General features: G+C 71.6%; 21 protein-coding genes and 1 pseudogene. 9 read left to right on the top strand and 13 right to left on the bottom strand.

Features of this window, described 5'->3' with window-relative positions; all coding sequences use genetic code 11:
* Positions 1-8: 8 nt before the first annotated feature.
* A pseudogene (locus ACT80S_RS07350) lies at positions 9-209 on the bottom strand (cold-shock protein); the annotation flags it as partial.
* 242 nt (positions 210-451) lie between these two features.
* On the opposite strand from ACT80S_RS07350, the gene clpS reads away from it, so the two are divergent.
* The 4 genes from clpS to ACT80S_RS07330 all read left to right on the top strand — a co-directional run bounded on the left by clpS (position 452) and on the right by ACT80S_RS07330 (position 5,779).
* Positions 452-811, top strand: a complete 360-nt coding sequence (clpS, locus tag ACT80S_RS07345) for an ATP-dependent Clp protease adapter ClpS (RefSeq protein ID WP_377414496.1) — start codon at positions 452-454, stop codon at positions 809-811.
* Positions 812-881: 70 nt separating this feature from the next.
* Complete coding sequence (gene clpA, locus ACT80S_RS07340; RefSeq protein WP_377414494.1) at positions 882-3,206, top strand: ATP-dependent Clp protease ATP-binding subunit ClpA; 2,325 nt, start codon at positions 882-884, stop codon at positions 3,204-3,206.
* Between the two features lie 63 nt (positions 3,207-3,269).
* A complete protein-coding gene (locus ACT80S_RS07335; RefSeq protein WP_377414491.1) occupies positions 3,270-4,625 on the top strand; it encodes a DUF1800 domain-containing protein in 1,356 nt (451 codons plus the stop codon).
* A gap of 5 nt (positions 4,626-4,630) precedes the next feature.
* On the top strand, positions 4,631-5,779 hold the full coding sequence (locus ACT80S_RS07330; RefSeq protein ID WP_377414488.1) for a DUF1501 domain-containing protein: 1,149 nt from the start codon (positions 4,631-4,633) through the stop codon (positions 5,777-5,779).
* A gap of 94 nt (positions 5,780-5,873) precedes the next feature.
* Here the strand turns inward: ACT80S_RS07330 and ACT80S_RS07325 are convergent, their stop codons facing one another.
* The 3 genes from ACT80S_RS07325 to ACT80S_RS07315 form a co-directional block, all read right to left on the bottom strand.
* On the bottom strand, positions 5,874-6,908 hold the full coding sequence (locus ACT80S_RS07325; RefSeq protein ID WP_377414485.1) for a Bug family tripartite tricarboxylate transporter substrate binding protein: 1,035 nt from the start codon (positions 6,906-6,908) through the stop codon (positions 5,874-5,876).
* 4 nt (positions 6,909-6,912) lie between these two features.
* Positions 6,913-7,899 carry a tripartite tricarboxylate transporter substrate binding protein gene (locus tag ACT80S_RS07320; RefSeq protein WP_377414559.1) on the bottom strand — a complete coding sequence of 329 codons (987 nt, stop codon included), beginning with the start codon at positions 7,897-7,899 and terminating at the stop codon, positions 6,913-6,915.
* Between the two features lie 123 nt (positions 7,900-8,022).
* Positions 8,023-8,772 carry a GntR family transcriptional regulator gene (locus ACT80S_RS07315; RefSeq protein ID WP_377414483.1) on the bottom strand — a complete coding sequence of 250 codons (750 nt, stop codon included), beginning with the start codon at positions 8,770-8,772 and terminating at the stop codon, positions 8,023-8,025.
* 30 nt (positions 8,773-8,802) lie between these two features.
* On the opposite strand from ACT80S_RS07315, the gene ACT80S_RS07310 reads away from it, so the two are divergent.
* Entirely contained in the window at positions 8,803-9,600 is a 798-nt protein-coding gene (locus ACT80S_RS07310) for an amidohydrolase family protein (protein ID WP_377414480.1), read from the top strand.
* Between the two features lie 269 nt (positions 9,601-9,869).
* On the opposite strand, the gene nirD is transcribed toward ACT80S_RS07310, so the two are convergent.
* Positions 9,870-10,223: a nitrite reductase small subunit NirD gene (gene nirD, locus ACT80S_RS07305; protein WP_377414478.1), complete on the bottom strand. Its 354-nt coding sequence runs from the start codon at positions 10,221-10,223 to the stop codon at positions 9,870-9,872.
* Positions 10,224-10,264: 41 nt separating this feature from the next.
* A complete protein-coding gene (nirB, locus tag ACT80S_RS07300; RefSeq protein WP_377414475.1) occupies positions 10,265-12,781 on the bottom strand; it encodes a nitrite reductase large subunit NirB in 2,517 nt (838 codons plus the stop codon).
* Between the two features lie 390 nt (positions 12,782-13,171).
* Between nirB and ACT80S_RS07295 the strand changes: the two genes are divergently transcribed.
* Positions 13,172-13,525 carry a c-type cytochrome gene (locus tag ACT80S_RS07295; protein ID WP_377414473.1) on the top strand — a complete coding sequence of 118 codons (354 nt, stop codon included), beginning with the start codon at positions 13,172-13,174 and terminating at the stop codon, positions 13,523-13,525.
* A gap of 24 nt (positions 13,526-13,549) precedes the next feature.
* Here ACT80S_RS07295 and ACT80S_RS07290 read toward each other — a convergent pair whose 3' ends face one another.
* The 7 genes from ACT80S_RS07290 to ACT80S_RS07260 all read right to left on the bottom strand — a co-directional run bounded on the left by ACT80S_RS07290 (position 13,550) and on the right by ACT80S_RS07260 (position 20,580).
* On the bottom strand, positions 13,550-14,821 hold the full coding sequence (locus ACT80S_RS07290; RefSeq protein WP_377414471.1) for an amidohydrolase family protein: 1,272 nt from the start codon (positions 14,819-14,821) through the stop codon (positions 13,550-13,552).
* A gap of 14 nt (positions 14,822-14,835) precedes the next feature.
* Positions 14,836-15,465 (bottom strand): uracil phosphoribosyltransferase, encoded by a 630-nt coding sequence (upp, locus tag ACT80S_RS07285; RefSeq protein WP_377414469.1) that lies wholly within the window; start codon positions 15,463-15,465, stop codon positions 14,836-14,838.
* Between the two features lie 43 nt (positions 15,466-15,508).
* Positions 15,509-16,783: a URC4/urg3 family protein gene (locus ACT80S_RS07280; protein WP_377414466.1), complete on the bottom strand. Its 1,275-nt coding sequence runs from the start codon at positions 16,781-16,783 to the stop codon at positions 15,509-15,511.
* The gene (locus ACT80S_RS07275) at positions 16,780-18,051 is read right to left on the bottom strand and encodes a GTP cyclohydrolase II (RefSeq protein WP_377414464.1); all 1,272 of its coding nucleotides are present in this window, start codon (positions 18,049-18,051) and stop codon (positions 16,780-16,782) included. Before ACT80S_RS07275 ends, ACT80S_RS07280 begins: the two co-directional genes overlap by 4 nt.
* A 95-nt stretch (positions 18,052-18,146) precedes the next feature.
* Positions 18,147-18,452 carry a hypothetical protein gene (locus tag ACT80S_RS07270; RefSeq protein WP_377414462.1) on the bottom strand — a complete coding sequence of 102 codons (306 nt, stop codon included), beginning with the start codon at positions 18,450-18,452 and terminating at the stop codon, positions 18,147-18,149.
* A gap of 10 nt (positions 18,453-18,462) precedes the next feature.
* Positions 18,463-18,933: a hypothetical protein gene (locus tag ACT80S_RS07265; RefSeq protein WP_377414460.1), complete on the bottom strand. Its 471-nt coding sequence runs from the start codon at positions 18,931-18,933 to the stop codon at positions 18,463-18,465.
* A 108-nt stretch (positions 18,934-19,041) separates the two neighbouring features.
* Positions 19,042-20,580: a helicase HerA-like domain-containing protein gene (locus ACT80S_RS07260; RefSeq protein ID WP_377414457.1), complete on the bottom strand. Its 1,539-nt coding sequence runs from the start codon at positions 20,578-20,580 to the stop codon at positions 19,042-19,044.
* A 68-nt stretch (positions 20,581-20,648) separates the two neighbouring features.
* Here ACT80S_RS07260 and ACT80S_RS07255 point away from each other — a divergent pair, with 68 nt between their 5' ends.
* The 3 genes from ACT80S_RS07255 to hemF are packed head-to-tail and all read left to right on the top strand — an operon-like array spanning position 20,649 to position 23,580.
* The gene (locus tag ACT80S_RS07255) at positions 20,649-21,374 is read left to right on the top strand and encodes a YebC/PmpR family DNA-binding transcriptional regulator (protein ID WP_377414454.1); all 726 of its coding nucleotides are present in this window, start codon (positions 20,649-20,651) and stop codon (positions 21,372-21,374) included.
* Positions 21,371-22,657 carry a phosphoribosylamine--glycine ligase gene (purD, locus tag ACT80S_RS07250; protein WP_377414452.1) on the top strand — a complete coding sequence of 429 codons (1,287 nt, stop codon included), beginning with the start codon at positions 21,371-21,373 and terminating at the stop codon, positions 22,655-22,657. The genes ACT80S_RS07255 and purD overlap by 4 nt, the downstream gene beginning before the upstream one ends.
* On the top strand, positions 22,657-23,580 hold the full coding sequence (gene hemF / locus ACT80S_RS07245) for an oxygen-dependent coproporphyrinogen oxidase (protein ID WP_377414449.1): 924 nt from the start codon (positions 22,657-22,659) through the stop codon (positions 23,578-23,580). Before purD ends, hemF begins: the two co-directional genes overlap by 1 nt.
* Positions 23,581-23,591 lie beyond the last annotated feature (11 nt).

Here is a 23,591-nt window from a genome sequence, read left to right as displayed (position 1 = left end):
AGGTGGGACGCGGGCTGGATGTTCTGCGCCAGCTGACCCTTGGGGCCCTCGGTGAGCTCGAAGCTGACGCGGGTACCCTGCTTGAGGGTCTTGAAGCCATCCATGACGATGGCGGAGAAATGGGCGAAGACATCGGGGCCCCCGCCGTCGGGCTCGATGAAGCCGAACCCCTTCGCATCATTGAACCATTTGACAGTGCCAGTCGCCATGTGCGGTCCCTCGATGTTCCCTCGCGTTGTGGGGAGGCGGCCCTGAAACGGGCCGCCTTGCGCGAATATTTTCACATACTAAAGTTTCCGTTGGAAGCCTGGCGTGGCTTCCCGGCGAAGGGCCGCCGTGCCGCCCAGAATCCTGCCCGGCAGGTTTGGGGATCGTGGCTTGAATAGTGGATGGGCTGACTCCAGATCCGTTTCGGGGAGGCAGCGCCGGTGGGGTCGATAGAATGATTTTCATGGCCAGCAAAACACCCAAACCCGCTCCGGTTGCACCCAAGCAGCAGCCCAAGGATGACGACGGTGGGTCGGTGGTCCTCGAGCGGCGGACGCAGCGGACCCAGCCTCCCCAGATGTACCAGGTCGTCATGCTGAATGACGACTACACCCCGATGGAATTCGTCGTCGTGGTGATCCAGGAGTTTTTCAACAAGGACCGGGAGACGGCCACGCAGATCATGCTCAAGATCCATCTCGACGGCAAAGGCGTCTGCGGGGTCTATTCCCGAGATGTCGCGTCGACGAAGGTCGAGCAGGTCCAGGCCGCGGCCCGGCAGGCAGGGCATCCCCTGCAATGTGTCTGTGAACCCGTGGAGTGACAGCACAGCTGGAACGGATCAGGATTACAGTGAGTCAGAGACGGAACGGTAGCAAGGCAAAGGAAATTTCATGATTGCCCAGGAATTGGAAGTCAGCCTCCACATGGCGTTCGTGGAGGCACGGCAGCAGCGCCACGAGTTCATCACCGTGGAGCACCTGCTGCTCGCCCTGCTGGACAATCCCAGCGCGGCCGAGGTGCTGCGGGCCTGCTCGGCCAATATCGACGACCTGCGCAAGTCGCTGTCCAACTTCATCAAGGACAACACCCCGCAGGTCGCCGGCACCGATGACGTGGACACCCAGCCGACACTGGGCTTCCAGCGCGTGATCCAGCGCGCCATCATGCATGTGCAGTCCACCGGCAACGGCAAGAAGGAAGTCACCGGCGCCAACGTGCTGGTGGCCATCTTCGGCGAGAAGGACTCGCATGCCGTCTACTACCTGCACCAGCAGGGCGTGACCCGGCTGGACGTGGTGAACTTCATCGCCCACGGCATCAAGAAGTCCGACCCGCCCGAGCCCGCCAAGGGCAGCGAGGCGCCCGGCGCCGAGCCGGAGGAGGGCGGCGGCGAGAAGAGCGAGAAGGCCTCGGCCCTCGAGCAGTTCACGTTCAACCTCAACCAGGCCGCCAAGGACGGCAAGATCGACCCGCTGATCGGCCGCGAGTACGAGGTCGAGCGCGTCATCCAGATCCTGTGCCGCCGCCGCAAGAACAACCCGCTGCTGGTGGGCGAGGCCGGCGTGGGCAAGACCGCGATCGCCGAGGGCCTGGCCTGGCGCATCGTGCAGAAGGACGTGCCGGAGATCCTGGCCGAGTCCACCGTGTACTCGCTGGACATGGGCGCGCTGCTGGCCGGCACCAAGTACCGCGGCGACTTCGAGCAGCGCCTGAAGGGCGTGCTCAAGTCCCTGAAGGACAAGCCCAACGCCATCCTGTTCATCGACGAGATCCACACCCTCATCGGTGCCGGCGCGGCCTCGGGCGGCACGCTGGACGCGTCCAACCTGCTCAAGCCGGCCCTGTCCTCGGGCCAGCTCAAGTGCATCGGCGCGACCACCTTCACCGAGTACCGCGGCATCTTCGAAAAGGACGCCGCGCTGTCCCGCCGCTTCCAGAAGGTGGACGTGGTCGAGCCGACGGTGGAGCAGACCGTGGAGATCCTCAAGGGCCTGAAGAGCCGCTTCGAGGAGCACCACAGCGTCAAGTACGCCGTGGCCGCGCTGCAGGCCGCGGCCGAGCTGTCCGCCAAGTACATCAACGACCGCCACCTGCCGGACAAGGCCATCGACGTGATCGACGAGGCGGGCGCCGCCCAGCGCATCCTGCCGGCGAGCAAGCGCAAGAAGACCATCTCCAAGGCCGAGGTCGAGGAAATCGTGGCCAAGATCGCGCGGATCCCGCCCGCCAACGTGTCGAACGACGACCGCGGCAAGCTGCAGACCATCGAGCGTGATCTCAAGAGCGTGGTGTTCGGCCAGGACAAGGCCCTGGAAGTGCTCGCCGCCTCGGTCAAGATGGCACGTTCGGGCCTGGGCAAGGGCGACAAGCCGATCGGCGCCTTCCTGTTCTCCGGCCCCACCGGCGTCGGCAAGACGGAAGCGGCCAAGCAGCTGGCCTACATCATGGGCATCGAGCTGATCCGCTTCGACATGTCGGAGTACATGGAGCGCCATGCGGTGTCGCGCCTGATCGGCGCGCCTCCCGGCTATGTGGGCTTCGACCAGGGCGGCCTGCTGACGGAGGCGGTGACCAAGAAGCCGCACTGCGTGCTGCTGCTCGACGAGATCGAGAAAGCCCACCCGGACATCTTCAACGTGCTGCTGCAAGTCATGGACCACGGCACGCTGACCGACAACAACGGGCGCAAGGCCGACTTCCGCAACGTGATCATCATCATGACCACGAACGCGGGCGCCGAGACCATGAACAAGGCCACCATCGGCTTCACCAACCCGCGCGCCGCGGGCGACGAGATGGCCGACATCAAGCGCCTGTTCACGCCGGAGTTCCGCAACCGCCTCGACGCGATCGTGAGCTTCAAGCCGCTGGACGAGCAGATCATCCTGCGCGTGGTCGACAAGTTCCTGCTGCAGCTGGAGCAGCAGCTCGCCGAGAAGAAGGTGGAAGTCACCTTCACCGACAAGCTGCGCAAGCACCTGGCCAAGAAGGGCTTCGACCCGCTCATGGGCGCGCGCCCGATGCAGCGCCTGATCCAGGACACCATCCGCCGCGCGCTGGCCGACGAGCTCCTGTTCGGCCGGCTCACCGACGGCGGCCGCCTGACCGTCGACCTCGACGAGAAGGACGAGGTGCAGCTGGACATCCAGCCGCTGCCGAAGAAGGAAGGCCGGTCCAAGCCCGAGCCCGAGGAAGTCTCCAGCGGCGACCAGTGACCGCCCCCTTGAAGAACCGCCCCCCGGGGCGGTTTTTCATGTCCGGGCCTACGCGCGGCGCACATGAACCCCACGGCCATCGCCACCAACCGCTTCGGGCTCGGCGCCGTGCCCGGGGAGCCGCTGCCCGCCGACGCGCGCGACGGGCTGCTCCGGCAGCTGGATCGCTTCGAGGCCCTGCCCGGGCGCTGGGGCGAGCAGGAGCGCACGCCGACCCTGGTGGCGCGGATGGTCCGCGAGCAGCAGGCGGCGCGGCAGCTCGAGCCGGTGGCGCGCGCCGCCGCCCAGGAGAGCCAGCGCCGCGAGGCGCGCGAGCGGCTGCTGGCCTGCATGGCCGCGCGCATGCAGTCGGCCCTGGCCACGCCGGCGCCTTTCGTGGAGCGATTGGTCCACTTCTGGGCCAACCACTTCGCGGTGTCCACCGACAAGGTGGCGGTGGTGGGCCTGGCCGGCGCGTTCGAGGCCGACGCGATCCGCCCGCACGTGCTGGGGCGCTTCGAGGACCTGCTGGCGGCCGCCACCCGGCACCCTGCGATGCTGCTGTTCCTCGACCAGCCGCAGTCCATCGGGCCCCTGAGCGTGGCGGCCCTGGGGGCGGCGCGGCGCGATCCCGCATCGCGCCGCGGCCTGAACGAGAACCTGGCGCGCGAGGTCCTCGAGCTGCATACCCTGGGCGTGCGCCATGGCTACACGCAGGACGATGTCACCGAGTTCGCCCGTGCGCTCACCGGCTGGGGCCTCGACGGCGCGGAGGGCGGCAGCGGTTTCCGCTTCCGCCCGGAACTGCACGAGCCCGGCACGCGCGTGGTCCTGGGGCGGCGCTACGCGGCGCAGGGCGAGGCGCAGTCGCTGGACATCCTGCGGGACCTGGCGCGTGCGCCGGCCACCGCGCGCCACATCGCCTTCAAGCTGGCCCGGCACTTCGTGGCTGACGTGCCGCCGCCGGCGGTGGTCGACCGGCTCGCCGCCGCCTTCCTGCGCAGCGAGGGTGACCTGCACGCCGTGTACGCGGCGCTGGTGGACTCGCCTGAGGCCTGGGAGCCCGGCCCGGTGAAATTCAAGACGCCCTGGGACTGGTCGGTGTCGGCGTTGCGCGCGCTCGGCCGGCGCGAGCTGACCGGCCCGCAGGTGGCAGGGCTTCTGGCGCAGCTCGGGCAGCCGGTGTGGCGCCCGGGGTCACCGGCCGGCTGGGACGACGTCGCCAGCGCCTGGGCCGCGCCCGATGCGCTGGTGCGGCGGGTCGAGACGGCGCAACGCCTCACGGCCCAGGCCCCGCCAGGCGTGGACGCGCGGGGGCTGGCGCCCCAGGTGCTGCCGGGCGGCCCGGGCGAAGCGACCCGCCAGGCCATCGCCCGTGCCGAAACCGGCGCGGACGCCCTGGCGCTGCTGCTGGTGTCTCCCGAGTTCATGAGGAGGTGAGCGCGATGACGGCTTCCATCACGCGGCGCCAGGCCCTGGCCGCCGGTGCGTTCTGGCTGGCGGCCCCGCGCCTGGCCCTGGCCGAGGCAGCCACCGAGCGGCGCTTCGTCTTCATCCTCCAGCGCGGGGCGGCCGACGGCCTGTCCATCGTCGTGCCCGAGGGCGATCCGGCGCTCGCGGGCCTGCGCGGCGGGCTGGCGGTGGACACCGCGGCGACACGCCTGGACGGCTTCTTCGGCCTGCACCCGTCACTGGCCGAGTGGCACCGCCTGTACACCCAGGGCGAGGCGCTGTTCGTCCACGCGGTGGCCTCGCCGTACCGCGACCGCTCGCACTTCGACGGGCAGAACGTGCTGGAGACCGGCGGCCACGCGCCCCACGAGCTGCGGGATGGCTGGCTCAATCGGCTGGTGGGCCTGCTGCCCCGCGCGCGCGGCGAGGCGGTGGCGCTCGCGCCCACCGTGCCCATGGCCCTGCGCGGCGCCGCGCCGGTGGTGTCGTACGCGCCCTCGGCGCTGCCGCAGGCCCGCGAGGACCTGGCGGCGCGGGTGGCGCACCTTTACGAGGATGACCCGCAGCTGCATGCGCTGTGGTCCGCGGCGATGCAGGCGCGCGGCATGGCCTCGGGCATGGAGCGCGCGCGCCAGCAGGACCCGGCCACGCTGGGCCGCCTGGCTGCGGGCTTCCTGGCCCGGCCGCAGGGCCCGCGCATCGCGATGATCGAGACCGGGGGCTGGGACACGCACAGCGCCCAGTTGCCCCGGCTGGCCGGGACGCTGCGATCGCTCGACGCCTTGCTCCTGGCCCTGCGCGAGGGCCTGGCTGCGGCGTGGTCGCAGACCGTGGTGCTGGTGGCCACCGAGTTCGGCCGCACCGCCGCGGCCAATGGCACCGGTGGCACCGATCACGGCACCGGCGCGGCGGCGATGCTGGCGGGCGGGGCGGTGCAGGGCGGGCGGGTGATCGCCGACTGGCCCGGCCTCGCGCCGGGCGCCCTGCACGAGGGGCGCGACCTGCGGCCCACGCTGGGCCTGGATGCCTTCATCGCCGCGCTGGCGGCGGAGAGCTTCGAGCTCGACCCGGCGCGTGCCGCGAAGGTCCTGTTCCCGCGCCTGGGCGGCAGGCCGGCGCTGCCTCGGCTGCTGCGCGCCTGAGGCGCGGGCGGCGCAGAGAGCGCAGAGCGCGCAGAGAGCGCGGCGCGCGCTCGGGCCAGCGGCCCGAGCACCGCCCCGCAGCGACCTCCTGGCGTCAGGCCCCTTCGGGGCGGATCTGCGCGCGGGTGATCACCGGCTTCCAGCGGGCCTGCTCGGCGCGGATGAAGGCCTCGAACTCGGCGCGGGTGTTGCCCACGGCCAGCGCCGTCTCCTGGCTCAGCTTCTCGGCGACGATCTTGCCGCGCGCCGCCTTGATCGCCTCGGCCTCGAGCTTGTCGAGGTGGGCCTTGGGCCACTTGCTCGGCGCCATCAGGCCGTACCACTGGGTCATCTCGAAGCCCTTGAAGCCCTGCTCGGCGACGGTGGGTACGTCGGGCAGCTGGGGCAGGCGCGTGCTGGTGCCGGTGGCGATGCAGCGCAGCTTGCCGGTCTTGATGAATTGCAGCAGCGCCGGCGCGCCGACCGAGGCGGCCTGCAGGCGGCCCGCCATGAGGTCCGTGAGCATCGGGCCGGTGCCGCGGTAAGGCACGTGGACCACGAAGGTCTCGGTGACGAACTTCAGGTACTCGAAGGCCAGGTGGCCGGCGCTGCCGTTGCCGGCGGAGCCGTAATTGAGCTGGCCAGGCTTCGACTTGGCGTAGGCGATGAACTCCTTGAGGTTCTTCACCGGCAGGTCGGGGTGGACCACGTACAGGCTCGGGACCTTGGAGATCAGGGTGATCGGCGCGAAGTCCTTGTTCGCGTCGTAGGGCAGCTTGGGGAAGATGTACGGGTTGACCGCCAGCGTGCCGATGTGGCCCAGGATCAGGGTGTGGTCGTCGGTGGAGTTCGCCACTTCCTGCATGGCGATGTTGCCGGCGGCGCCGGGCTTGTTGTCCACGAAGACGTTCTGGCCGATGGTCTTGGCCATCTCGCCGGCGATGGCGCGGGCCACGATCTCGGAGCTGCCGCCCGGTGCGAAGGGGACGACCAGGCGCAGCGGCTTGGAGGGCCAGGCGTCACTGGCGCGGGCGAGCAGCGGGGACGACAGGGCGAGGCCGCCGGCGGCGGCCCGGGCCAGCCACTGGCGGCGGGTCGCGGGGGCGTCGTGTAGGGCGAGGGGGGCGGGGGAGGTGTCGAGCACGTTCATGATGTCATTCCACGGTGATGTTGCGTTCCTTGACGATGCGGGCCCAGAGGTTCATCTGCTGGCGGATGAACTGCTGCGCCTGTTCGGGCGATGCCTTCTGCTGGTCGCCGCCCAGTTGCGCGATGCGGCTGCGGACCTCGGGAGCGTCCAGCGCCTTGAGCAGCCCAGCGGACGCCTTGTCGATGATGGCGTCCGGCGTGCCGGCCGGGGCGAAGACCGCGTTCCACTCATGGATCTCGGCGCCGGGCACGCCGGCCTCGGCCAGCGTCGGCACGTCGGGCAGCATGGAGGCGCGCTTCGGCGCGGTCACGGCCAGCGCGCGCAGCTTGCCCGATTGCACGTGCTGCAGGGTGGAGGCGAGGTTGCCGAAGAACAGGGGCACCTGGCCGCCGATCACGTCGTTCAGGGCCGGGCCGCCGCCCTTGTACGGGATATGGGCCATGTCCACCTTGGCCGCCGACTCGAACAGCGCGCCGGCCAGGTGCTGGGCGGAGCCGTTGCCGGAGGAGGCGTAGGCCACGGCGTCCTTGCGGGCGCGGGCGGCGGCGGTGAGTTCGGCGATGCTGCGGGCCGGGAAATTCGCGTTGACCAGGACCACGTTCGGGAACAGCGCGATCAGGCCGATCGGGCGGAAGGCCTTGGCGGTGTCATAGGGCAGGCGCGGGTAGAGCGCCGGGTTCACCGCGAAGGACGAGGCATCCAGCATCAGGGTGTAGCCGTCGGGGGCGGACTTGGCCACATGCGCGGCGCCGATCTGGCCGCCGGCGCCCGGGCGGTTTTCCACCACCACGCTCTGCCCCAGCGCCTCGCCCAGGCGCGGCGCGATCAGGCGCGCCATGGCGTCCGCGCCTCCGCCCGGCGGGTAGGTCACGACCAGGGTGACCGGGCGGGTCGGCCAGGCCGGGGCCTGGGCCTGGGCCTGGGCCTGGGCCTGGGCCTGGGCCTGGGCCTGGGCCTGGGCCTGGGCCTGGGCCTGGGCGAAGGCCGGCACCGCGGCGAGCAGCGCGCCGGCAGCGGCCCCGAGCAGGTCGCGGCGGGCGATCGGGAGGCGGAAGGTTCGTGTCACGGGGGTCTCCAGGGGGAAGCGGTCGGTCAGGGGCGGTGGTGCCGCGGGTCAGCGCACCTGCGCGGTGTATTCGAAGGCGAAGGCGTCGCCGCGGGTGGTGCGCAGCTCGACGCAGCGGCCGGCGAGGTCGAAGGCCCGCCGCTGCACGCGGGCGCAGGGGTGGCCCTTCTCCAGCTGCAGGTGGCGGGCCTGGCCGGCGCTGAGGCGGTCGAAGGCCAGGTGGTCCTCGGCATGGTGGATGGTCACGCCGCAGGCGCGCTGGTACAGGGGGTAGAGCAGGTCGCCCCACGCGTGCGGGTCGGAGTCGGCCAGGGGCTGGAACAGCGGCAGCGGCAGGGTGATGCTTTCGAGCAGGCAGGGCCGGTCGACGATGCTGCGCAGGCGCTCCAGGGCGAGCACGCCGGCGCCCTCGGGCAGGCCGAGGGGACCGGCCTCCTGCGCGTCGGCCAGGCGGGTGCGGGCCGACAGGATGCGCGAGCGCGGCGTGGCCTGCAGCTCGCCGCCATGGCGGAAGCGGAAGAACCGCATCATCGAGGCGCCGCCGAGGCCGGCCTTCACGAAGGTGCCGCGGCCCTGGCGGCGCTCCAGCAGGCCGTCGGCCACGAGCAGGGCGATGGCCTGGCGGATGGTGCCCAGCGCCACGCCGTAGGCGGGCGCCAGGGCGGCCTCCGGCGGGATCGCCTCGCCCGGCGCCCACTCGCCCTGCACGATGCGCGCGCGCAGGGCGGCGGCGAGCCACCCGTAGCGGCTCTGGCCGGCGGGGGCTTGCGGGGTGGGGGCGTTGATTCCTGTGATCATTTGGTCATCTAGAGGACTAGAATGTACGCCATGCACCCGCCGCCGTCAAAAACATTCGTCGACAGTCATTTCCACGTCTTCGCGGCCGGCGTGGGCGAGCCCGGCGCGCGCTACGTGCCGGCGTACGACGCCCCGCTGGCGGGATGGCAGCGCGCGGCGCAGGCGGCCGGGGTGTCGCGCGGCGTGCTGGTGCAGACCAGCTTCCTGGGCACGGACAACACGCTGCTGCTGCAGGCGCTGCGCGCGAACCCGCAGGCCCTGCGCGGCATCGCCGTGGTCGCGCCCGGCGCGCGCCTGGAGGACCTGCGCGCCATGGACGCCGCCGGCGTGCGCGGCATCCGCCTGAACCTCGCGGGCCGCGCGGGCGACATCGAGGCCTGGGCCGGGGCCTCGCCGGTGTGGGACGCGCTGCTCGCCCTCGGCTGGCACGTGCAGCTGCACACCGACCGGGGCGGCCTGCCCGCGGCGCTGGCCCGCCTGCCGCAGGCGCTGCCGGTGGTGGTGGACCACATGGCCAAGCCGGCCGGGGTGGCGGCGGCGGACGCGAGCGTGCAGGCCCTGGCGGCGCGGTCCCGCGGGGCCGCGGTGCATGTGAAGCTCAGTGGCGCCTACCGCCTGGGCGGGCTGGACCCGGCGGCGCTGGCCCGCCTGTGGGTGGGCGAGCTCGGCCCCCGGGCCTTGGTGTGGGGCAGCGACTGGCCCTGCACCAACCACGAGACCTGCGCCGACTACCCCGCGCTGTTCGCGGCGCTGCACGACTGGGTGCCGCCCGAGGTGGCGCAGGCAGCCCTCGGCGACAACGCGCTGGCGCTGTACTGGCGGTACTGAGCCACCGCGCGGTGGCCCCGCGCTCAGCGCAGGACCCGCGAAGCGATCAGCGCCGCGGCCAGGCCGGCAGGTCCCGGCGCACGGCCTGCATCGGCGCGTACGAGAGCTCGCGCAGGCCGCCGGTGAGCCTCCGGCACGCAAGCGCCCCCGGCGAGACCGGCTCGGCCTCCCCCTGCAGCACCGGGGGCTCGGCGCAGGCCGTGCCTCCGGCGGCGGGCGATGTTCTCCAGGGTGTTGCGGGGGTCGGGAGGCAAGTCAGGGGCCGTGCGTCAGGCGGCGACCAGCACGCGGCCGGCCTCCACGCGCACCGGGTAGGCGCTCACCGAGTGCTCGGGCGCCTCCAGGCATTCGCCGGTGCTCAGGCAGAAGTGGTGCTTGTAGATCGGCGAGGCGACGACGACGCGCCCGCCCTGGCAGCCCACCAGCCCGCGCGAGAGCACGCTGGCCCGGGCGTTGGGGTCGAGGTTGTCGATGGCGTACAGGCGCGGCTCGTCGTTGGCGGCCACGCGGAACACGGCGACGTGGCGGCCGCCCACCAGGGCGCAGACGCCGGTGTTGGGAAGGATGTCGTCGACGTCGCAGACGGGCGTCCAGGCGGGGGTGCGGGGCTGGGTGGGGCTCATGGCGTTCTCCTCGGGGTCGGGCCGTGGTGCGTGGCGGCCGCTCAGGCGGGCTGGGCTTCGACGCGTTCCTCGGGCGTGGCGGGGCGGATCTGGCCGCGCTCCTGCACGAAGACGACGTTGGCGTCGGCCTGGTCGCTGTTGACGAACTGGCGGAAGCGCTTGCGGGTCTCGGGGTGGGTCACCGCCTCCTTCCACTCGCAGGCGTAGGTGTCGACCACGTGCTGCATCTCGGCCTCGAGTTCGGCGGCGATGCCCAGGTGGTCGTCGAGCACCACGGACTTCAGGTAGTCCAGGCCGCCCTCCAGGTTCTCGCGCCAGGTGCTGGTGCGCTGCAGCCGGTCGGCGGTGCGCACGTAGAACATGAGGAAGCGATCGATCAGGCGAACCAGGTCGGCCTTGGACAGGTCGCTGGCGAGCAGCTCGGCGTGGCGGGGCTTCATGCCGCCGTTGCCGCAGACGTAGAGGTTCCAGCCCTTCTCGGTGGCGATGACGCCCACGTCCTTGCCCTGGGCCTCGGCGCACTCGCGGGTGCAGCCGGAGACGCCGAACTTGATCTTGTGCGGCGCGCGCAGGCCCTTGTAGCGGTTCTCCAGTTCGACCGCGAGGCCGACGCTGTCGCCCACGCCGTAGCGGCACCAGGTGCTGCCCACGCAGGACTTCACCGTGCGCAGGGACTTGCCGTAGGCGTGGCCGGACTCGAAGCCCGCGGCGATGAGTTCTTCCCAGATGGCGGGCAGCTGCTCGACGCGGGCGCCGAACAGGTCCACCCGCTGGCCGCCGGTGATCTTGGTGTACAGGCCGTACTTCTTGGCGACCCGGGCCACCGCCATCAGGCCGTCGGGCGTGACCTCGCCGGCGGGCATGCGGGGCACGACGGAGTAGGTGCCGTCCTTCTGGATGTTGCCCAGGAAGTAGTCGTTGGAGTCCTGCAGGCCGGCATGCGCCTTGTTCAGGATGAACTCGTTGAACACCGAGGCGAAGATGCTGGCCGCCACCGGCTTGCACACCGCGCAGCCCAGGCCTTTGCCATGGCGGGCGAGCAGCGCCTCGAAGGTGCGGATGCCCTCCACCTTGATGATGTGGAACAGCTCCTGGCGCGAGAACGGGAAGTGCTCGCACAGGTGGTTGTTCACCGCCATGCCGCGCTTCTTCATCTCGGCCTTCATCACCTGGGTGGCCAGGGGCACGCAGCCGCCGCAGGTGGCGCCGGCCTTGGTGCAGGCCTTGAGGGAGGCGATGTCGCAGGCGCCGCCGGCGACCGCGTCGCAGATCGCGCCCTTGGAGACGCTGTTGCACGAGCAGATCTGCGCGGAGGCGGGCAGGGCGTCGGCGCCCAGGCCGGGCCGGGCCTTGCCGTCGCTGGAAGGCAGGATCAGGAACTCGGGGTCCTCGGGCAGCGCGATGCCATTGAGCACCAGCTGCAGCAGGGTGCCGTACTCGGCGGCGTCACCCACCAGCACCGCGCCGAGGAGCTGCTTGCCGTCCTCCGAGGTGACGATCTTCTTGTACACCTGCTTGCGCTCGTCGGTGTACTGGTAGCTGCGCGCGCCGGCGGCCTTGCCCATGGCGTCGCCGATGGAGGCCACGTCGACCCCCATCAGCTTGAGCTTGGTGCTCATGTCGGCGCCCTGGAATCCACCGGCCTGGCCGGCCAGGTGGCGGGCGGTGGTGCGGGCCATGTCGTAGCCGGGGGCGACCAGGCCGAAGACCTGGCCGTTCCACAGCGCGCACTCGCCGATGGCGTGGATGTCGGGGTCGCTGGTGCGGCACTGGTCGTCGATGACGATGCCGCCGCGCGGCCCCACGGCGAGGCCGGCGCTGCGCGCCAGCTCGTCGCGCGGGCGGATGCCGGCGGAGAACACCACCATGTCGGCCTCCAGGTGCGTGCCGTCGGCGAACACCAGGCGGTGGCGGGCCTGCTCGCCCGCGGTGATCTCCAGCGTGTTCTTCGACAGGTGCACGCCCACGCCGAGGTCCTCGATCTTGCGGCGAAGCATGGCGCCGCCGGCCTCGTCGACCTGCACCGCCATCAGGCGCGGCGCGAACTCGACGACATGCGTGTCCAGCTTCATGTCACGCAGGGCCTTGGCGCACTCCAGGCCCAGCAGGCCGCCGCCGATGACGACGCCGCTCTTCGATCGCGCGCCGCACTCGGTCATGGCTTCGAGGTCCTCGATGGTGCGGTAGACGAAGCAGTCCGCGCGGTCCTTGCCCGGCACCGGCGGCACGAAGGGGTAGGAGCCGGTGGCGATCACCAGCTTGTCGTAGGGGAGAACCTCGCCGGAGGCGGTGGTGACGGTCCGGGCGGCGCGGTCGATCGCGGTGGCGCGGGTGTCCAGTCGCAGCAGCAGGCCCTCGCGCTCGAAGAAGCCGGGCGCCACCAGGGACAGGTCGGCGGCGGTCTTGCCGGCGAAGAACTCGGACAGGTGCACGCGGTCGTAGGCCGGGCGCGGCTCCTCGCACAGCACGGTGACCTGCGCGCCGGGCAGGCCCGCTTCGACGAGGCTTTCGAGGAACTTGTGGCCGACCATGCCATGGCCGATGACGACGATCTTCATGATCTTCCTTGGTGCGAGGGATGGGAGAGGCGCGCCTGCGGGCAGGCACGGCCCCGGCGGCTGCAGGGACGGGAGAGCCGGGGCAGGCGGCCCACGGCGGTGTGGGCCCGGCGGCGCACTTCGTCATGCGCCGTGTTGTCTGTGCCCTGCATGTTTGCAAGCCGCGTGCCAGCGCATGCGCACTCCGCCGAGGCCATTCCCGGGCCGGGCGCGCACCGTTGTGGCGCCCCGGCGGAAGGCGGCTGCGCGCATGCACCGATGCCGTGCGCGCGCAACGCAGGTGCGCGCGGCTTGATCGGGATCAACCCCGGCGGTTGCCAAGCGCGGGGCCAGCCACTACCGTTGCATCGGCATGTCGCCGAGGCAACAAGGACAAGAAGGAGAGAACGGATGCACAAGCAAGCAGCCCTGATGGTCGTCGCGCTGGCGGCGGCACTCCCCGCCCTGGCGGCGGACAAGATGCCCCTCGGCGAGAAGCTGGCCCGCGAGAAGCAGTGCATGGGATGCCATGACGTGCAGAAGGACGCGGCGGGTCCCTCGTTCGAGAAGATCGCGGCCAAGTGGAAAGGCAACAAGGACGCGGTGCGGACCATGGTGAAGACCATCCGCATGGGCAGCGAGGCCGCCGGCGGCCCGCACTGGGGCGTGGCCAAGATGCCCAATGACGCCGAGCGCCCGCAGGTCAGCGAGGCCGAGGCCCGCCAGCTGGCCAACTGGATCCAGAACCAGAAGCCGAAGAAGTGACCCGGGCCGGCCCGGGGCGCTGACTCAGGGCTGGAACGAGGTGCTGCCCGGGCGGCCGGGCAGGTGCAGGCGCGCGGTGGCCGGCGCCGTCTCGGCGACCAGGCGGCCGCGCCTGAACACCTTCAGGCGCGTGGCGCGCAGGCGGATCGCCTCCACCGGGTCGCGCGCCTGCAGCAGCACGAAGTCGGCGTGGCAGCCGGGCGCCAGGCCGTAGCCCTCGAGGTGCAGCAGCCGCGCCGGGTGGGTGGTCACCGCCTCGAAGCACTGGCGCATGCCCGCCTGGCTCGTCATCTGGGCCACGTGCAGGCCCATGTGGGCGGCCTCCAGGAGGTCGGCCGAGCCCAGCGCGTACCAGGGGTCCATCACGCAGTCGTGGCCGAAGGCCACGGTGAGTCCGGCGGCCATCAGCTCGGGCACGCGGGTCATGCCGCGGCGCTTCGGGTAGGTGTCGTGCCGGCCCTGCAGGGTGATGTTGATCAAGGGGTTCGCCACCACGCCCAGCCGCGCCTCCGCCATCAGCGGAATCAGCTTGGAGACGTAATAGCTGTCCATGGAGTGCATGGACGTGAGGTGCGAGGCCGTCACCCGCCCGTGCAGGCCCAGTCGCTGCGTCTCGCAGGCCAGGGTCTCCACATGGCGCGAGAGCGGGTCGTCCGACTCGTCGCAGTGCATGTCCACCAGCTTGCCCTGGTCGGCCGCGATCTCGCACAGCCGCCGCACGCTCTCGGCGCCTTCGGCCTGGGTGCGCTCGAAGTGCGGGATGCCGCCCACCACGTCCACGCCCATCGCGAGGGCGCGGCGCAGGTGGTCCAGCGCGCCGGGAGACCGCAGCGCGCCGTCCTGGGGGAAGGCGACCAGCTGCAGGTCCAGCCAGGGCGCGACGCGCCGCTTCACCTCCAGCAGCGCCTCCACCGCCCGCAGTGACGGGTCGCAGGTGTCGACGTGGCTGCGGATCGCGAGCAGGCCGCGCGCCACCGCCCAGTCGCAGTAGGCGAGCGCGCGCTCGACCAGCGCCTCCTGGGTCAGCGTCGGCTTGAGCTCGCCCCACAGGGCGATGCCTTCGAGCAGGGTGCCGCTGGCATTCACCCGCGGCTGGCCGTAGCTCAGGGTGGCGTCCATGTGGAAATGGGCGTCGACGAAGGGCGGGGAGAGCAGCTGGCCCTCGGCGTCCAGGGTCTCGCGGGCCGGAGCTTGCAAGCCCGGCGATACCTCGACGATGCGGCCTGCCCGCACCGCGACGGACATGCCGGTGCGGCCGTCGGGCAGCGCGGCGCCGGTGACGAGGAGGTCCAGCATCGGCGCGGTGCGCCCTACTTGGTGCCGAAGATGCGGTCGCCCGCGTCGCCCAGGCCCGGCAGGATGTAGCCGTGGTCATTGAGCTGGCGGTCGATGGCGGCGGTGTAGATCGGCACGTCCGGGTGGGCCGCCTGCAGCGTCCTCACGCCCTCGGGGCAGGTGAGCAGGCAGACGAACTTGATCGACTTCGGCTTGAGCTCCTTGAGGCGGTCGATGGCGGCGACGGCGCTGTTGCCGGTGGCCAGCATCGGGTCGACGACCACCACGTCGCGCGAGGCCATCTCCTGCGGCATCTTGAAGTAGTACTCGACGGCGGTGAGCGTCTTGGGGTCGCGGTACAGGCCGATGTGGCCCACGCGCGCGCCGGGCACCACGTTGAGCATGCCGTCCAGGATGCCGGTGCCGGCGCGCAGGATGGAGACGAAGACCAGCTTCTTGCCGTCGATCATCCGGGCCTGCATGGTCTCCAGCGGGGTCTCGATCTCCACCTCGTGCAGCGGCAGGTCGCGCATGACCTCGTAGGTCATGAGGGTCGCCAGTTCATTCAGCAGGCGGCGGAAGCTGTTGGTCGATGCCTCCTTCTTTCGCATCAGGGTGAGCTTGTGCTGCACCAGCGGGTGGTCGATGACGTGGACGTTGCTCAAGGCGGTTTTCCTCTTCTTGCAGGGGTGGGTTCCAGCCCCGAATCTAAAACACCGTGCCGTCGCTGGCCACGCGCAGGGGCGGCAGGCCGCCGCGAAGCTGCTGCGCCAGCTCGCGCCCGGCGGCCCAGGTGCCGCCTTCCAGGAGGCGGCCCAGGGGCAGGTGCGCGGCGTCCGTGTTCAGCTGCTCGCGCACCCGGGGCGCGAGCTCGTCGAGCAGGGCCACCGTCAGCGCGCGCCATTCGACGATGATCTCGTCGCCCGGGGCCCAGGTCTGGGCCGCGGCCAGCGGGTTGCGAAGGCGCAGGACGCCGCTGTCGATCATCAGGCCGCCGTTGCGGTACTCGGGCAGGCCGGTGAGGCGGTCGGTCCCGTGCACCTTCACCCCGCCCCACTCGAAGGGCTCGAGCAGGGAGTACGTGAGCCATTGCGAGAGCTTGTGGAATGGCACCCAGCCGTCGGTGGCGCCGTCGCCGCGCACCGCCGGGTGGCGCCAGCAGTCGCCCAGGGGCACGCCGCCGATGCGGTTGTCCGCGGGCCAGATGCCAGAGAGCGCGGCGAGGAGCTGGGAGAGGATGTCGTGGGCCTGGACATCGGCGGTGGGCGGCGGCGTGCCCGGGCCCAGGGGACTGATGATCATGTCGAACAGCCCGCCGGGGCGGCCGTCCTCGCCGAAGACCTCGGGCTGCTCGGTCATGACCTCGCCCAGGCGCCGCAGCAGGATGGCACGGCCCTCCAGGCCCACCAGCGGGTTGGTGGGCGTGACCTGGAAGGCCTGGGCCAGGTGGTCGGTGGCCAGCGCGCGCAGGCCGCGGGCGTCGGCCTGCAGCGGGCGGTCCCGGTCACTGGAGAACAGGCCGGCGCAGAAGGCGTGGAAGCTGGCCACCGCCAGGCCCTCGGAGCGGGTGTACTGCCGGCCGGTCGCGGTCTCGGTGTACTTCCAGTCGGCGCCGGCGCCGGCGTCCAGCAGCACGCTGGTCACGGTGAGGTCGATCATCGCGTGGATGCGGGTGACGGCGGTCTGCCCGGCGAGCAGGGCCTCGAGCTGGCGGCGGCGGTCGACGCCGCCAGCCTCGAAGTGCCGCCATCGACTGTGCAGGGGCACGCGCAGGTGCGGGTGCCGCTCGCGGGTGGTGCCGGCCACGCGGGCGGCGGCGCCGTCGAGCGCGGCGTCGTCGACCTCGAACCAGCCCGAGCCGCCCCGGCGCGCGCGCGCCAGCAGCTGCGCGCTGCGTTCGCGCACCGCCTGGGTGGTGCGCAGCACGCCGGCGGCGATCGCGCCCTCCGCGTGCGGGTCGGTGAAGGCCATCGCATCGTTCATTCCAGCTCCCTTCCTCGCGTGCGCCGAAGTCCCTCGGCATCCGGCGCCTCGCCGGGGGTGAAATAGCCCGAGGCCATCTTGGCCATGATCTCCACCTGCGCGTCGGCCGGCACCAGGCCGTCCGGGATGTTGACGCGCTCGCCGACCTCGATGCCCGAGCCGGTGATGGCGTCGTACTTCATGTGGCTCATGGACACCAGGCGGTGGATGCGCCGCACGCCGAGCCAGTGCAGCACGTCGGGCATCAGCTCCTGGAAGCGCATGTCCTGCACGCCGGCCACGCACTCGGTGCGGGCGAAGTACTGGTCGGCGGTGTCGCCGCCGGCCTGGCGCTTGCGGGCGTTGTAGACGAGGAACTTGGTGACCTCGCCGAGCGCGCGGCCCTCCTTGCGAGCGTAGGCGATCAGGCCCACGCCGCCGCGACCGCCCGCGTCAACCGGTTGCGCGCCGCGGATGCACTCCTCGATGGCGTGGGTCAGGTAGGGGCGGCAGGTGCAGATGTCGGAGCCGAAGACGTCCGAGCCGTTGCACTCGTCATGCACGCGGGCGGTGAGCTCGACGCCGGGGTCGGCCAGGTCCCGCGGGTTGCCGAAGATGTAGACGGTCTGGCCGCCGATGGGGGGCAGGAAGACCTCCAGGTCGGGCCGTGTGACCAGCTCGGGGTACATGCCCCCGGTCTCCTCGAACAGCACGCGGCGCAGGTCGGCCTCGCTGCAGCCGAAGCGCCGGGCGATGCCGGGCAGCCACCACACCGGCTCGATCGCCGCCTTGGTCACCAGGGCCGCGCCCTTGTCGGTGAGCAGGTGGCCGTCGGCGCGCAGGCGGCCCTGGTGCAGCGCCTCGATGACCTCGGGCAGGACCACGTGGGCCTGGGTGATGGCGATGGTGGGGCGGATGTCGTAGCCCTGGGCGAGGCGGTCGGCGAAGACCTCGGAGACCGTCGCGCCCCAGGGGTCGAGGCTGACGATGCGGCCCGCCTCGAACCACTGCGGGTAGGGGCCGATCGCGTGGGTGGGGGCGGTGTTGGTGAGGTCCGCGCGGTGGTCGCGGGCGAGGGCGCCGGCGGCCACCGCCAGGGCCCGGTAGACGCCATAGGAGCCGCTGTGCGCGCCGATCACGTTGCGCTGGGCCCGCTGGGTCGTGGTGCCCACCACCGGGCCGCGGGCCGCCGCCGACTCCGCGTTCCAGTGGATCGGCAGGGCCCCGTCGCCGCTGGCGTGCGACGTGAGCCGGATGTGGCGGGAGGGCGTCGGGGCGTCGGCGGGCATGGCGGTCGGTCCAGTTCAATCTAGCAGCGCGGGTCCTGCCGGGACGTTTGCAAGCGGCATGCCCGCGTCGCCGGACGGGACTCGCTCGGGCCGGCTCAGGAGGTGTCCTCCGGGCCGATGCGGGTGCGGCGCAGGGCGGGTGCGACGTGGCCGGCCGGCACCAGCCGGCCGCTCAGCGCCTGGCCGGTCGGCTGGGCGCCTTGGATCGCGCGCAGCACGGTCGTGGGCGCCTGGCTGGACAGCCGCGGCGCGGGGCTCGCGGCCTGGCGCAGGCCGGCGATGGGGGAGTGCGCCGGCAGGCCCTCGAGCGGGTTCGGGTCGGACGAGGCGTGGGCCTGCGGGGCTTGCGGCAAGGCCGGCGGCGGCGAGGCGACGGCGTGGGGCGGGATGCGGGTGGCCATGGGGCGGTCCTCAGGCGCGGTGCAGCTGCAGGTTGGCGGGGCGGGGCACCGGGTCCCCGCGACCGAGCAGCGAGGCGCGCAGCGCGTCCCCGAGCTCGGCGAGCTCCTCGATCGCCATCACGAAGGCGGCAGGCGAGAGGTCCAGCTCGAGCCGCTGGACCAGGCAGTACAGGCGGCCAGGCGTGTAGGCGCAGACCAGGCTGCGGCCCAGCGCGTCGCGGTCGGCGTTCACGCGAAGGAGCTCGCAGGCGAGGCGGCCGGCGTCGGCTTCGTCGTCGGGGATCTCGATGAAGGGGCGGATCGCATGGATGCAGTCCTCCTCGGTGGAAAGCTCGACCATGAGCTGCAGGGCGTCACGCGCGTCGGCGAGGGCGACCGAGCCTTCGTCGGGCAGCAGGGGCTGGCCGATGCGTCGGCCGAGCGCCGCGATCAGGCGGGCGAACTGGCCCCGGGCGTCGTGCGGGCGGTGGGCATGGCTCATGGCTCCTCCGGCGGAGAAGGTTGCTTCCTTGGATCTACAAGCTCATCCTTTTTTCTGATGAGCTTGTTCCCGATCCGCCGCGAAGTCAAGCCAGGGCCGGTGGCGGGCTCAGCGGCGGCCCTTGCCGCCCAGAATGCCGCCCAGCACGCCGCGGATGATCTCGCGGCCCACGCTGCTGCCGATGGTGCGCACCGCGGACTTGGCCATCATCTCGACGAGGCCCTCGCGCTTGCCGCCGCGGGGGCCGGTGGAGCCCAGGAGCAGGTCGCTGAGGACGCTGCCCCTGCCGGGCTCGCCCGTTCCGCCGGGCGCGCCCGTCGAGCCCGCCGGCGTACCGCCGCCGGCGGCGGGCGTGTCCGAGCCGGCCTGCGCGGCCCGCCCCTTGAGGCGTTCGTACGCGGACTCCCGGTCCACCGCCTGGTCGTACACCCCCGCCACCAGCGAGCCGGCCAGGAGGGCCTGGCGCTGGGCCGGGGTGATGGGGCCGATCTGGCTGCCCGGCGGGATCACGTAGGCCCGCTCGGTCTCGCTGGGGCGGCCCTTGGCATCGAGCAGGCTGACCAGGGCCTCGCCGACGGCCAGCTCGGTGATGGCGGCCTCGATGTCCAGGCCGGCCTTGGGGCGCATGGTCTCGGCCGTGGCCCGCACCGCCTTCTGGTCGCGGGGGGTGAAGGCGCGCAGGGCGTGCTGCACGCGGTTGCCCAGCTGGGCCAGTACGCTGTCGGGGATGTCCAGCGGGTTCTGGGTCACGAAGTAGACGCCGACGCCCTTGGACCGCACCAGGCGCACCACCAGCTCGATGCGCTCGACCAGCACCTTGGGCGCGTCGTCGAACAGCAGGTGGGCCTCGTCGAAGAAGAACACCAGCTTGGGCTTGTCCAGGTCGCCGACCTCGGGCAGCTGCTCGAACAGCTCGGACAGCAGCCACAGCAGGAAGGTGGCGTACAGGCGCGGGGCGTTGAGCAGCTTGTCGGCGGCGAGGATGTTGACCACGCCGCGGCCGCCATCGGCGGTCTGCAGGAAGTCGTGGATGTCCAGCATGGGCTCGCCGAAGAAGCGGTCGCCGCCCTGAGACTCGATCTGCAGCAGCCCGCGCTGGATGGCGCCGATGCTGGCGGCGCTGATGTTGCCGTAGCTGGTGGTGAACTGCTTGGCGTTGTCGCCCACGTGCTGCAGCATGGCCCGCAGGTCCTTCAGGTCCAGCAGCAGCAGGCCCTGGTCGTCGGCGATGCGGAACACGATGTTCAGGACGCCGGCCTGGGTCTCGTTCAGGTCCAGCATGCGGGCCAGCAGCAGGGGGCCGAGGTCGGAGACGGTGGCGCGCACCGGGTGACCCTGCTCGCCGAACACGTCCCACAGGGTGGCGGGGCAGGCGATCGGCTCGGGGGTGGGCAGGCCGCGCTCGCGGATCGCCTCGGCCAGCTTGGGCGAGAGGGTGCCGGCCTGGCTGATGCCGGTCAGGTCGCCCTTGATGTCGGCCAGGAACACCGGCACGCCGATGCGCGAGAAGCCCTCGGCCAGCGCCTGCAGGGTGACGGTCTTGCCGGTGCCGGTGGCGCCGGTCACCAGGCCGTGTCGATTGGCCAGGGCGGGCAGCAGGTGGCATTCGGCCTGGGCGTTGCGGGCGATGGGCAGGGGTTGGGCCATGGGGCGAAACGTAGAATGTCGGTCTTTCGCGCAAGCGTACCGTACAAGACCGAACAAGGACGATTCCCATGGCTGGACATAGCAAATGGGCCAACATTCAGCACCGCAAGGGCCGCCAGGACGAGAAGCGCGGCAAGATCTGGACGCGGGTGATCCGCGAGATCATGGTGGCGGCCCGCCAGGGCGGCGGTGACCTGAACGCCAACCCGCGCCTGCGGCTGGCGGTGGACAAGGCCAAGGCCGCCAACATGCCGGCGGACACCATCAAGCGCAACATCGACAAGGCCACCGGCAACCTCGAGGGCGTGCAGTACGAGGAGATCCGCTACGAGGGCTACGGCATCGGCGGCGCGGCCATCATCGTCGACACCATGACGGACAACAAGGTCCGCACGGTGGCCGAGGTGCGCCACATCTTCAGCAAGTACGGCGGCAACATGGGCACCGAAGGCTCGGTGGCCTTCCAGTTCAGGCACTGCGGCCAGCTGCTGCTGGCCCCCGGCACCTCCGAGGACCAGGTCATGGAAGTGGCGCTGGACGCCGGCGCCGACGACGTGGTCGTGGGCGACGACGGCTCCATCGAGGTCATCACCGCGCCCGGCGAGTTCGAGGCGGTGAAGAACGCGCTCGAGGCCGCCGGCCTCAAGCCCGAGGTGGCCGAGGTCACCATGCGACCGGAGAACACCATCGAGCTGGCCGGCGAGGACGGCCAGAAGATGCAGAAGCTGCTCGACATGCTCGAGGACCTGGACGATGTCCAGGACGTGTTCCACAACGCCGAGATCGCGGAATGAAGGTCCTTGTCATTGGCGGCGGCGGCCGCGAGCACGCGCTGGCCTGGAAGCTGGCGCAGTCCCCCAAGGTGTCCCAGGTCTACGTGGCCCCGGGCAACGGCGGCACGGCGCTGGACCCGCGCCTGGTCAACCTGGCCATCACCGACCCCGCGCAGCTGCGCGACTGGGCGCTGCAGGAGAAGGTGGCCCTGACCGTGGTCGGCCCCGAGGCGCCCCTGGCCGCCGGCGTGGTGGACATCTTCCGCGCCGCCGGCCTGCGCATCTTCGGCCCCACCCAGGCGGCCGCGCAGCTGGAAAGCTCCAAGGCCTTCTCCAAGGCCTTCATGAAGCGCCACGGCGTTCCCACCGCGGCCTACGACACGTTTTCCGACGCCACCCAGGCCCACGCCTACGTGGACCGCATGGGCGCGCCCATCGTGATCAAGGCCGACGGCCTGGCCGCGGGCAAGGGTGTGGTCGTGGCCATGACGCTGGCCGAGGCCCATGAGGCCATCGACTTCATGCTCCTGGACAACAAGCTCGGCGTCACCCACAACGAGGGCGGCGCGAGGGTGGTGATCGAGGAGTTCCTGCAGGGCGAGGAAGCCAGCTTCATCGTGCTGTGCGACGGCAAGAACGTGACGGCCCTGGCCACCAGCCAGGACCACAAGCGCCTGCTGGACGCCGACCAGGGCCCCAACACCGGCGGCATGGGCGCCTACTCGCCCGCGCCGGTGGTCACGCCCGATGTCCACGCCCGCGCCATGCGCGAGGTGATCCTGCCCACCATCAAGGGCATGGAGAAGGACGGCATCCCCTACACCGGCTTCCTCTACGCCGGCCTGATGATCGATGCGCAGGGCCACGTGAAGACCCTGGAGTTCAACTGCCGCATGGGCGACCCCGAGACGCAGCCGATCATGATGCGGCTGAAGTCCGACCTGTTCGACGTGATGATGGCGGCCACCTCCGGCACGCTGGACCAGGTCGACCTGGAGTGGGACCGCCGCGTCGCGCTGGGCGTGGTGATGGCCGCCGCCGGCTACCCCATGAACCCGCGCAAGGGCGACGCCATCACCGGCCTGCCGGCCGAGATGCCCGACGCCATGGTGTTCCATGCCGGCACGGTCCGCCAGGAGGGCCCGGATGGCCAGGTCCTCACTTCAGGCGGCCGCGTGCTGTGCGTCACCGCGCTGGCCGACTCGGTGAAGAAGGCGCAGCAGCGCGCCTACGAGGTGGTGCAGGGCATCCGCTTCGACGGCGCGCAGTGGCGCACCGACATCGGCTTCCGGGCCGCGCGCTGATGACGGCACCGACGCCCGCCGCCGTGCGCGACTACCTGCAGGGGCTGCAGGCGCGCATCACCGATGCGATCGCGGCCCTCGACGGCGGCGCCGGCTTCCTGGCCGATGCCTGGAGCAAGCCCGCTGGCGAGCGCCTGCAGGGCGACGGCCTGACCAAGATCCTCGAGGGCGGCGCCGTGTTCGAGCGCGCCGGCTGCGGCTTCTCGCACGTGCGCGGCCCGCAGCTGCCGTCCTCCGCCACGCAGCACCGGCCCGAGCTGGCCGGCGCGCCGTTCGAGGCCATGGGCGTGTCGCTGGTGTTCCATCCGCGCAATCCCTACGTGCCCACCGTCCACATGAACGTGCGCATGATCTCCGCCACGCCTGCCGGCGGCGGCGAGCCGGTGTGCTGGTTCGGCGGCGGCATGGACCTCACGCCCTACTACGGCTTCGAGGAGGATGCGAGGCATTTCCACCAGGCTTGCAAGGACTCGCTCGCCGCCTTCGGCGACGACAAGTACCCGCGCTTCAAGCAGTGGTGCGACGATTACTTCACCCTCAGGCACCGCAACGAGCAGCGCGGCGTGGGCGGCATCTTCTTCGACGACTTCTCCGAGCTGGGCCCCGAGCGCAGCTTCGAGATGCTGCAGTCGGTGGGCGACGCCTTCCTGGGCGCCTACCTGCCCATCGTCGAGCGCCGCCAGGGCCTGGCCTGGGGCGAGCGCGAGCGCAGCTTCCAGCTGTATCGCCGCGGCCGCTACGTCGAGTTCAACCTGGTCTGGGACCGCGGCACGCACTTCGGCCTGCAGTCGGGCGGGCGCACCGAGTCCATCCTGCTGTCCATGCCGCCGCATGCCACCTGGTCCTACCAGTGGCAACCCGAGCCGGGTTCGCCCGAGCACGACCTGTACACGAAGTTCATCGTGCGACGGGAGTGGGTTTGACGGGGCCGCGC

It is taken from the genome of Ramlibacter sp. MAHUQ-53, assembly GCF_052600055.1.
The sequence above is the reverse complement of the archived record's forward strand: the minus strand, read 5'-3'. Positions and strand labels throughout refer to the sequence as shown.

Excerpts from the sequence above, each read along its gene's own strand:
- clpS (WP_377414496.1), top strand. The coding sequence starts at position 452 with ATGGCCAGCAAAACACCCAAACCCGCTCCGGTTGCACCCAAGCAGCAG.
- clpA (WP_377414494.1), top strand. The coding sequence starts at position 882 with ATGATTGCCCAGGAATTGGAAGTCAGCCTCCACATGGCGTTCGTGGAG.
- ACT80S_RS07335 (WP_377414491.1), top strand. The coding sequence starts at position 3,270 with ATGAACCCCACGGCCATCGCCACCAACCGCTTCGGGCTCGGCGCCGTG.
- ACT80S_RS07330 (WP_377414488.1), top strand. The coding sequence starts at position 4,631 with ATGACGGCTTCCATCACGCGGCGCCAGGCCCTGGCCGCCGGTGCGTTC.
- ACT80S_RS07325 (WP_377414485.1), bottom strand. The coding sequence starts at position 6,908 with ATGAACGTGCTCGACACCTCCCCCGCCCCCCTCGCCCTACACGACGCC.
- ACT80S_RS07315 (WP_377414483.1), bottom strand. The coding sequence starts at position 8,772 with ATGATCACAGGAATCAACGCCCCCACCCCGCAAGCCCCCGCCGGCCAG.
- ACT80S_RS07310 (WP_377414480.1), top strand. The coding sequence starts at position 8,803 with ATGCACCCGCCGCCGTCAAAAACATTCGTCGACAGTCATTTCCACGTC.
- nirD (WP_377414478.1), bottom strand. The coding sequence starts at position 10,223 with ATGAGCCCCACCCAGCCCCGCACCCCCGCCTGGACGCCCGTCTGCGAC.
- nirB (WP_377414475.1), bottom strand. The coding sequence starts at position 12,781 with ATGAAGATCGTCGTCATCGGCCATGGCATGGTCGGCCACAAGTTCCTC.
- ACT80S_RS07295 (WP_377414473.1), top strand. The coding sequence starts at position 13,172 with ATGCACAAGCAAGCAGCCCTGATGGTCGTCGCGCTGGCGGCGGCACTC.
- ACT80S_RS07290 (WP_377414471.1), bottom strand. The coding sequence starts at position 14,821 with ATGCTGGACCTCCTCGTCACCGGCGCCGCGCTGCCCGACGGCCGCACC.
- ACT80S_RS07280 (WP_377414466.1), bottom strand. The coding sequence starts at position 16,783 with ATGAACGATGCGATGGCCTTCACCGACCCGCACGCGGAGGGCGCGATC.
- ACT80S_RS07275 (WP_377414464.1), bottom strand. The coding sequence starts at position 18,051 with ATGCCCGCCGACGCCCCGACGCCCTCCCGCCACATCCGGCTCACGTCG.
- ACT80S_RS07270 (WP_377414462.1), bottom strand. The coding sequence starts at position 18,452 with ATGGCCACCCGCATCCCGCCCCACGCCGTCGCCTCGCCGCCGCCGGCC.
- ACT80S_RS07265 (WP_377414460.1), bottom strand. The coding sequence starts at position 18,933 with ATGAGCCATGCCCACCGCCCGCACGACGCCCGGGGCCAGTTCGCCCGC.
- ACT80S_RS07260 (WP_377414457.1), bottom strand. The coding sequence starts at position 20,580 with ATGGCCCAACCCCTGCCCATCGCCCGCAACGCCCAGGCCGAATGCCAC.
- ACT80S_RS07255 (WP_377414454.1), top strand. The coding sequence starts at position 20,649 with ATGGCTGGACATAGCAAATGGGCCAACATTCAGCACCGCAAGGGCCGC.
- purD (WP_377414452.1), top strand. The coding sequence starts at position 21,371 with ATGAAGGTCCTTGTCATTGGCGGCGGCGGCCGCGAGCACGCGCTGGCC.
- hemF (WP_377414449.1), top strand. The coding sequence starts at position 22,657 with ATGACGGCACCGACGCCCGCCGCCGTGCGCGACTACCTGCAGGGGCTG.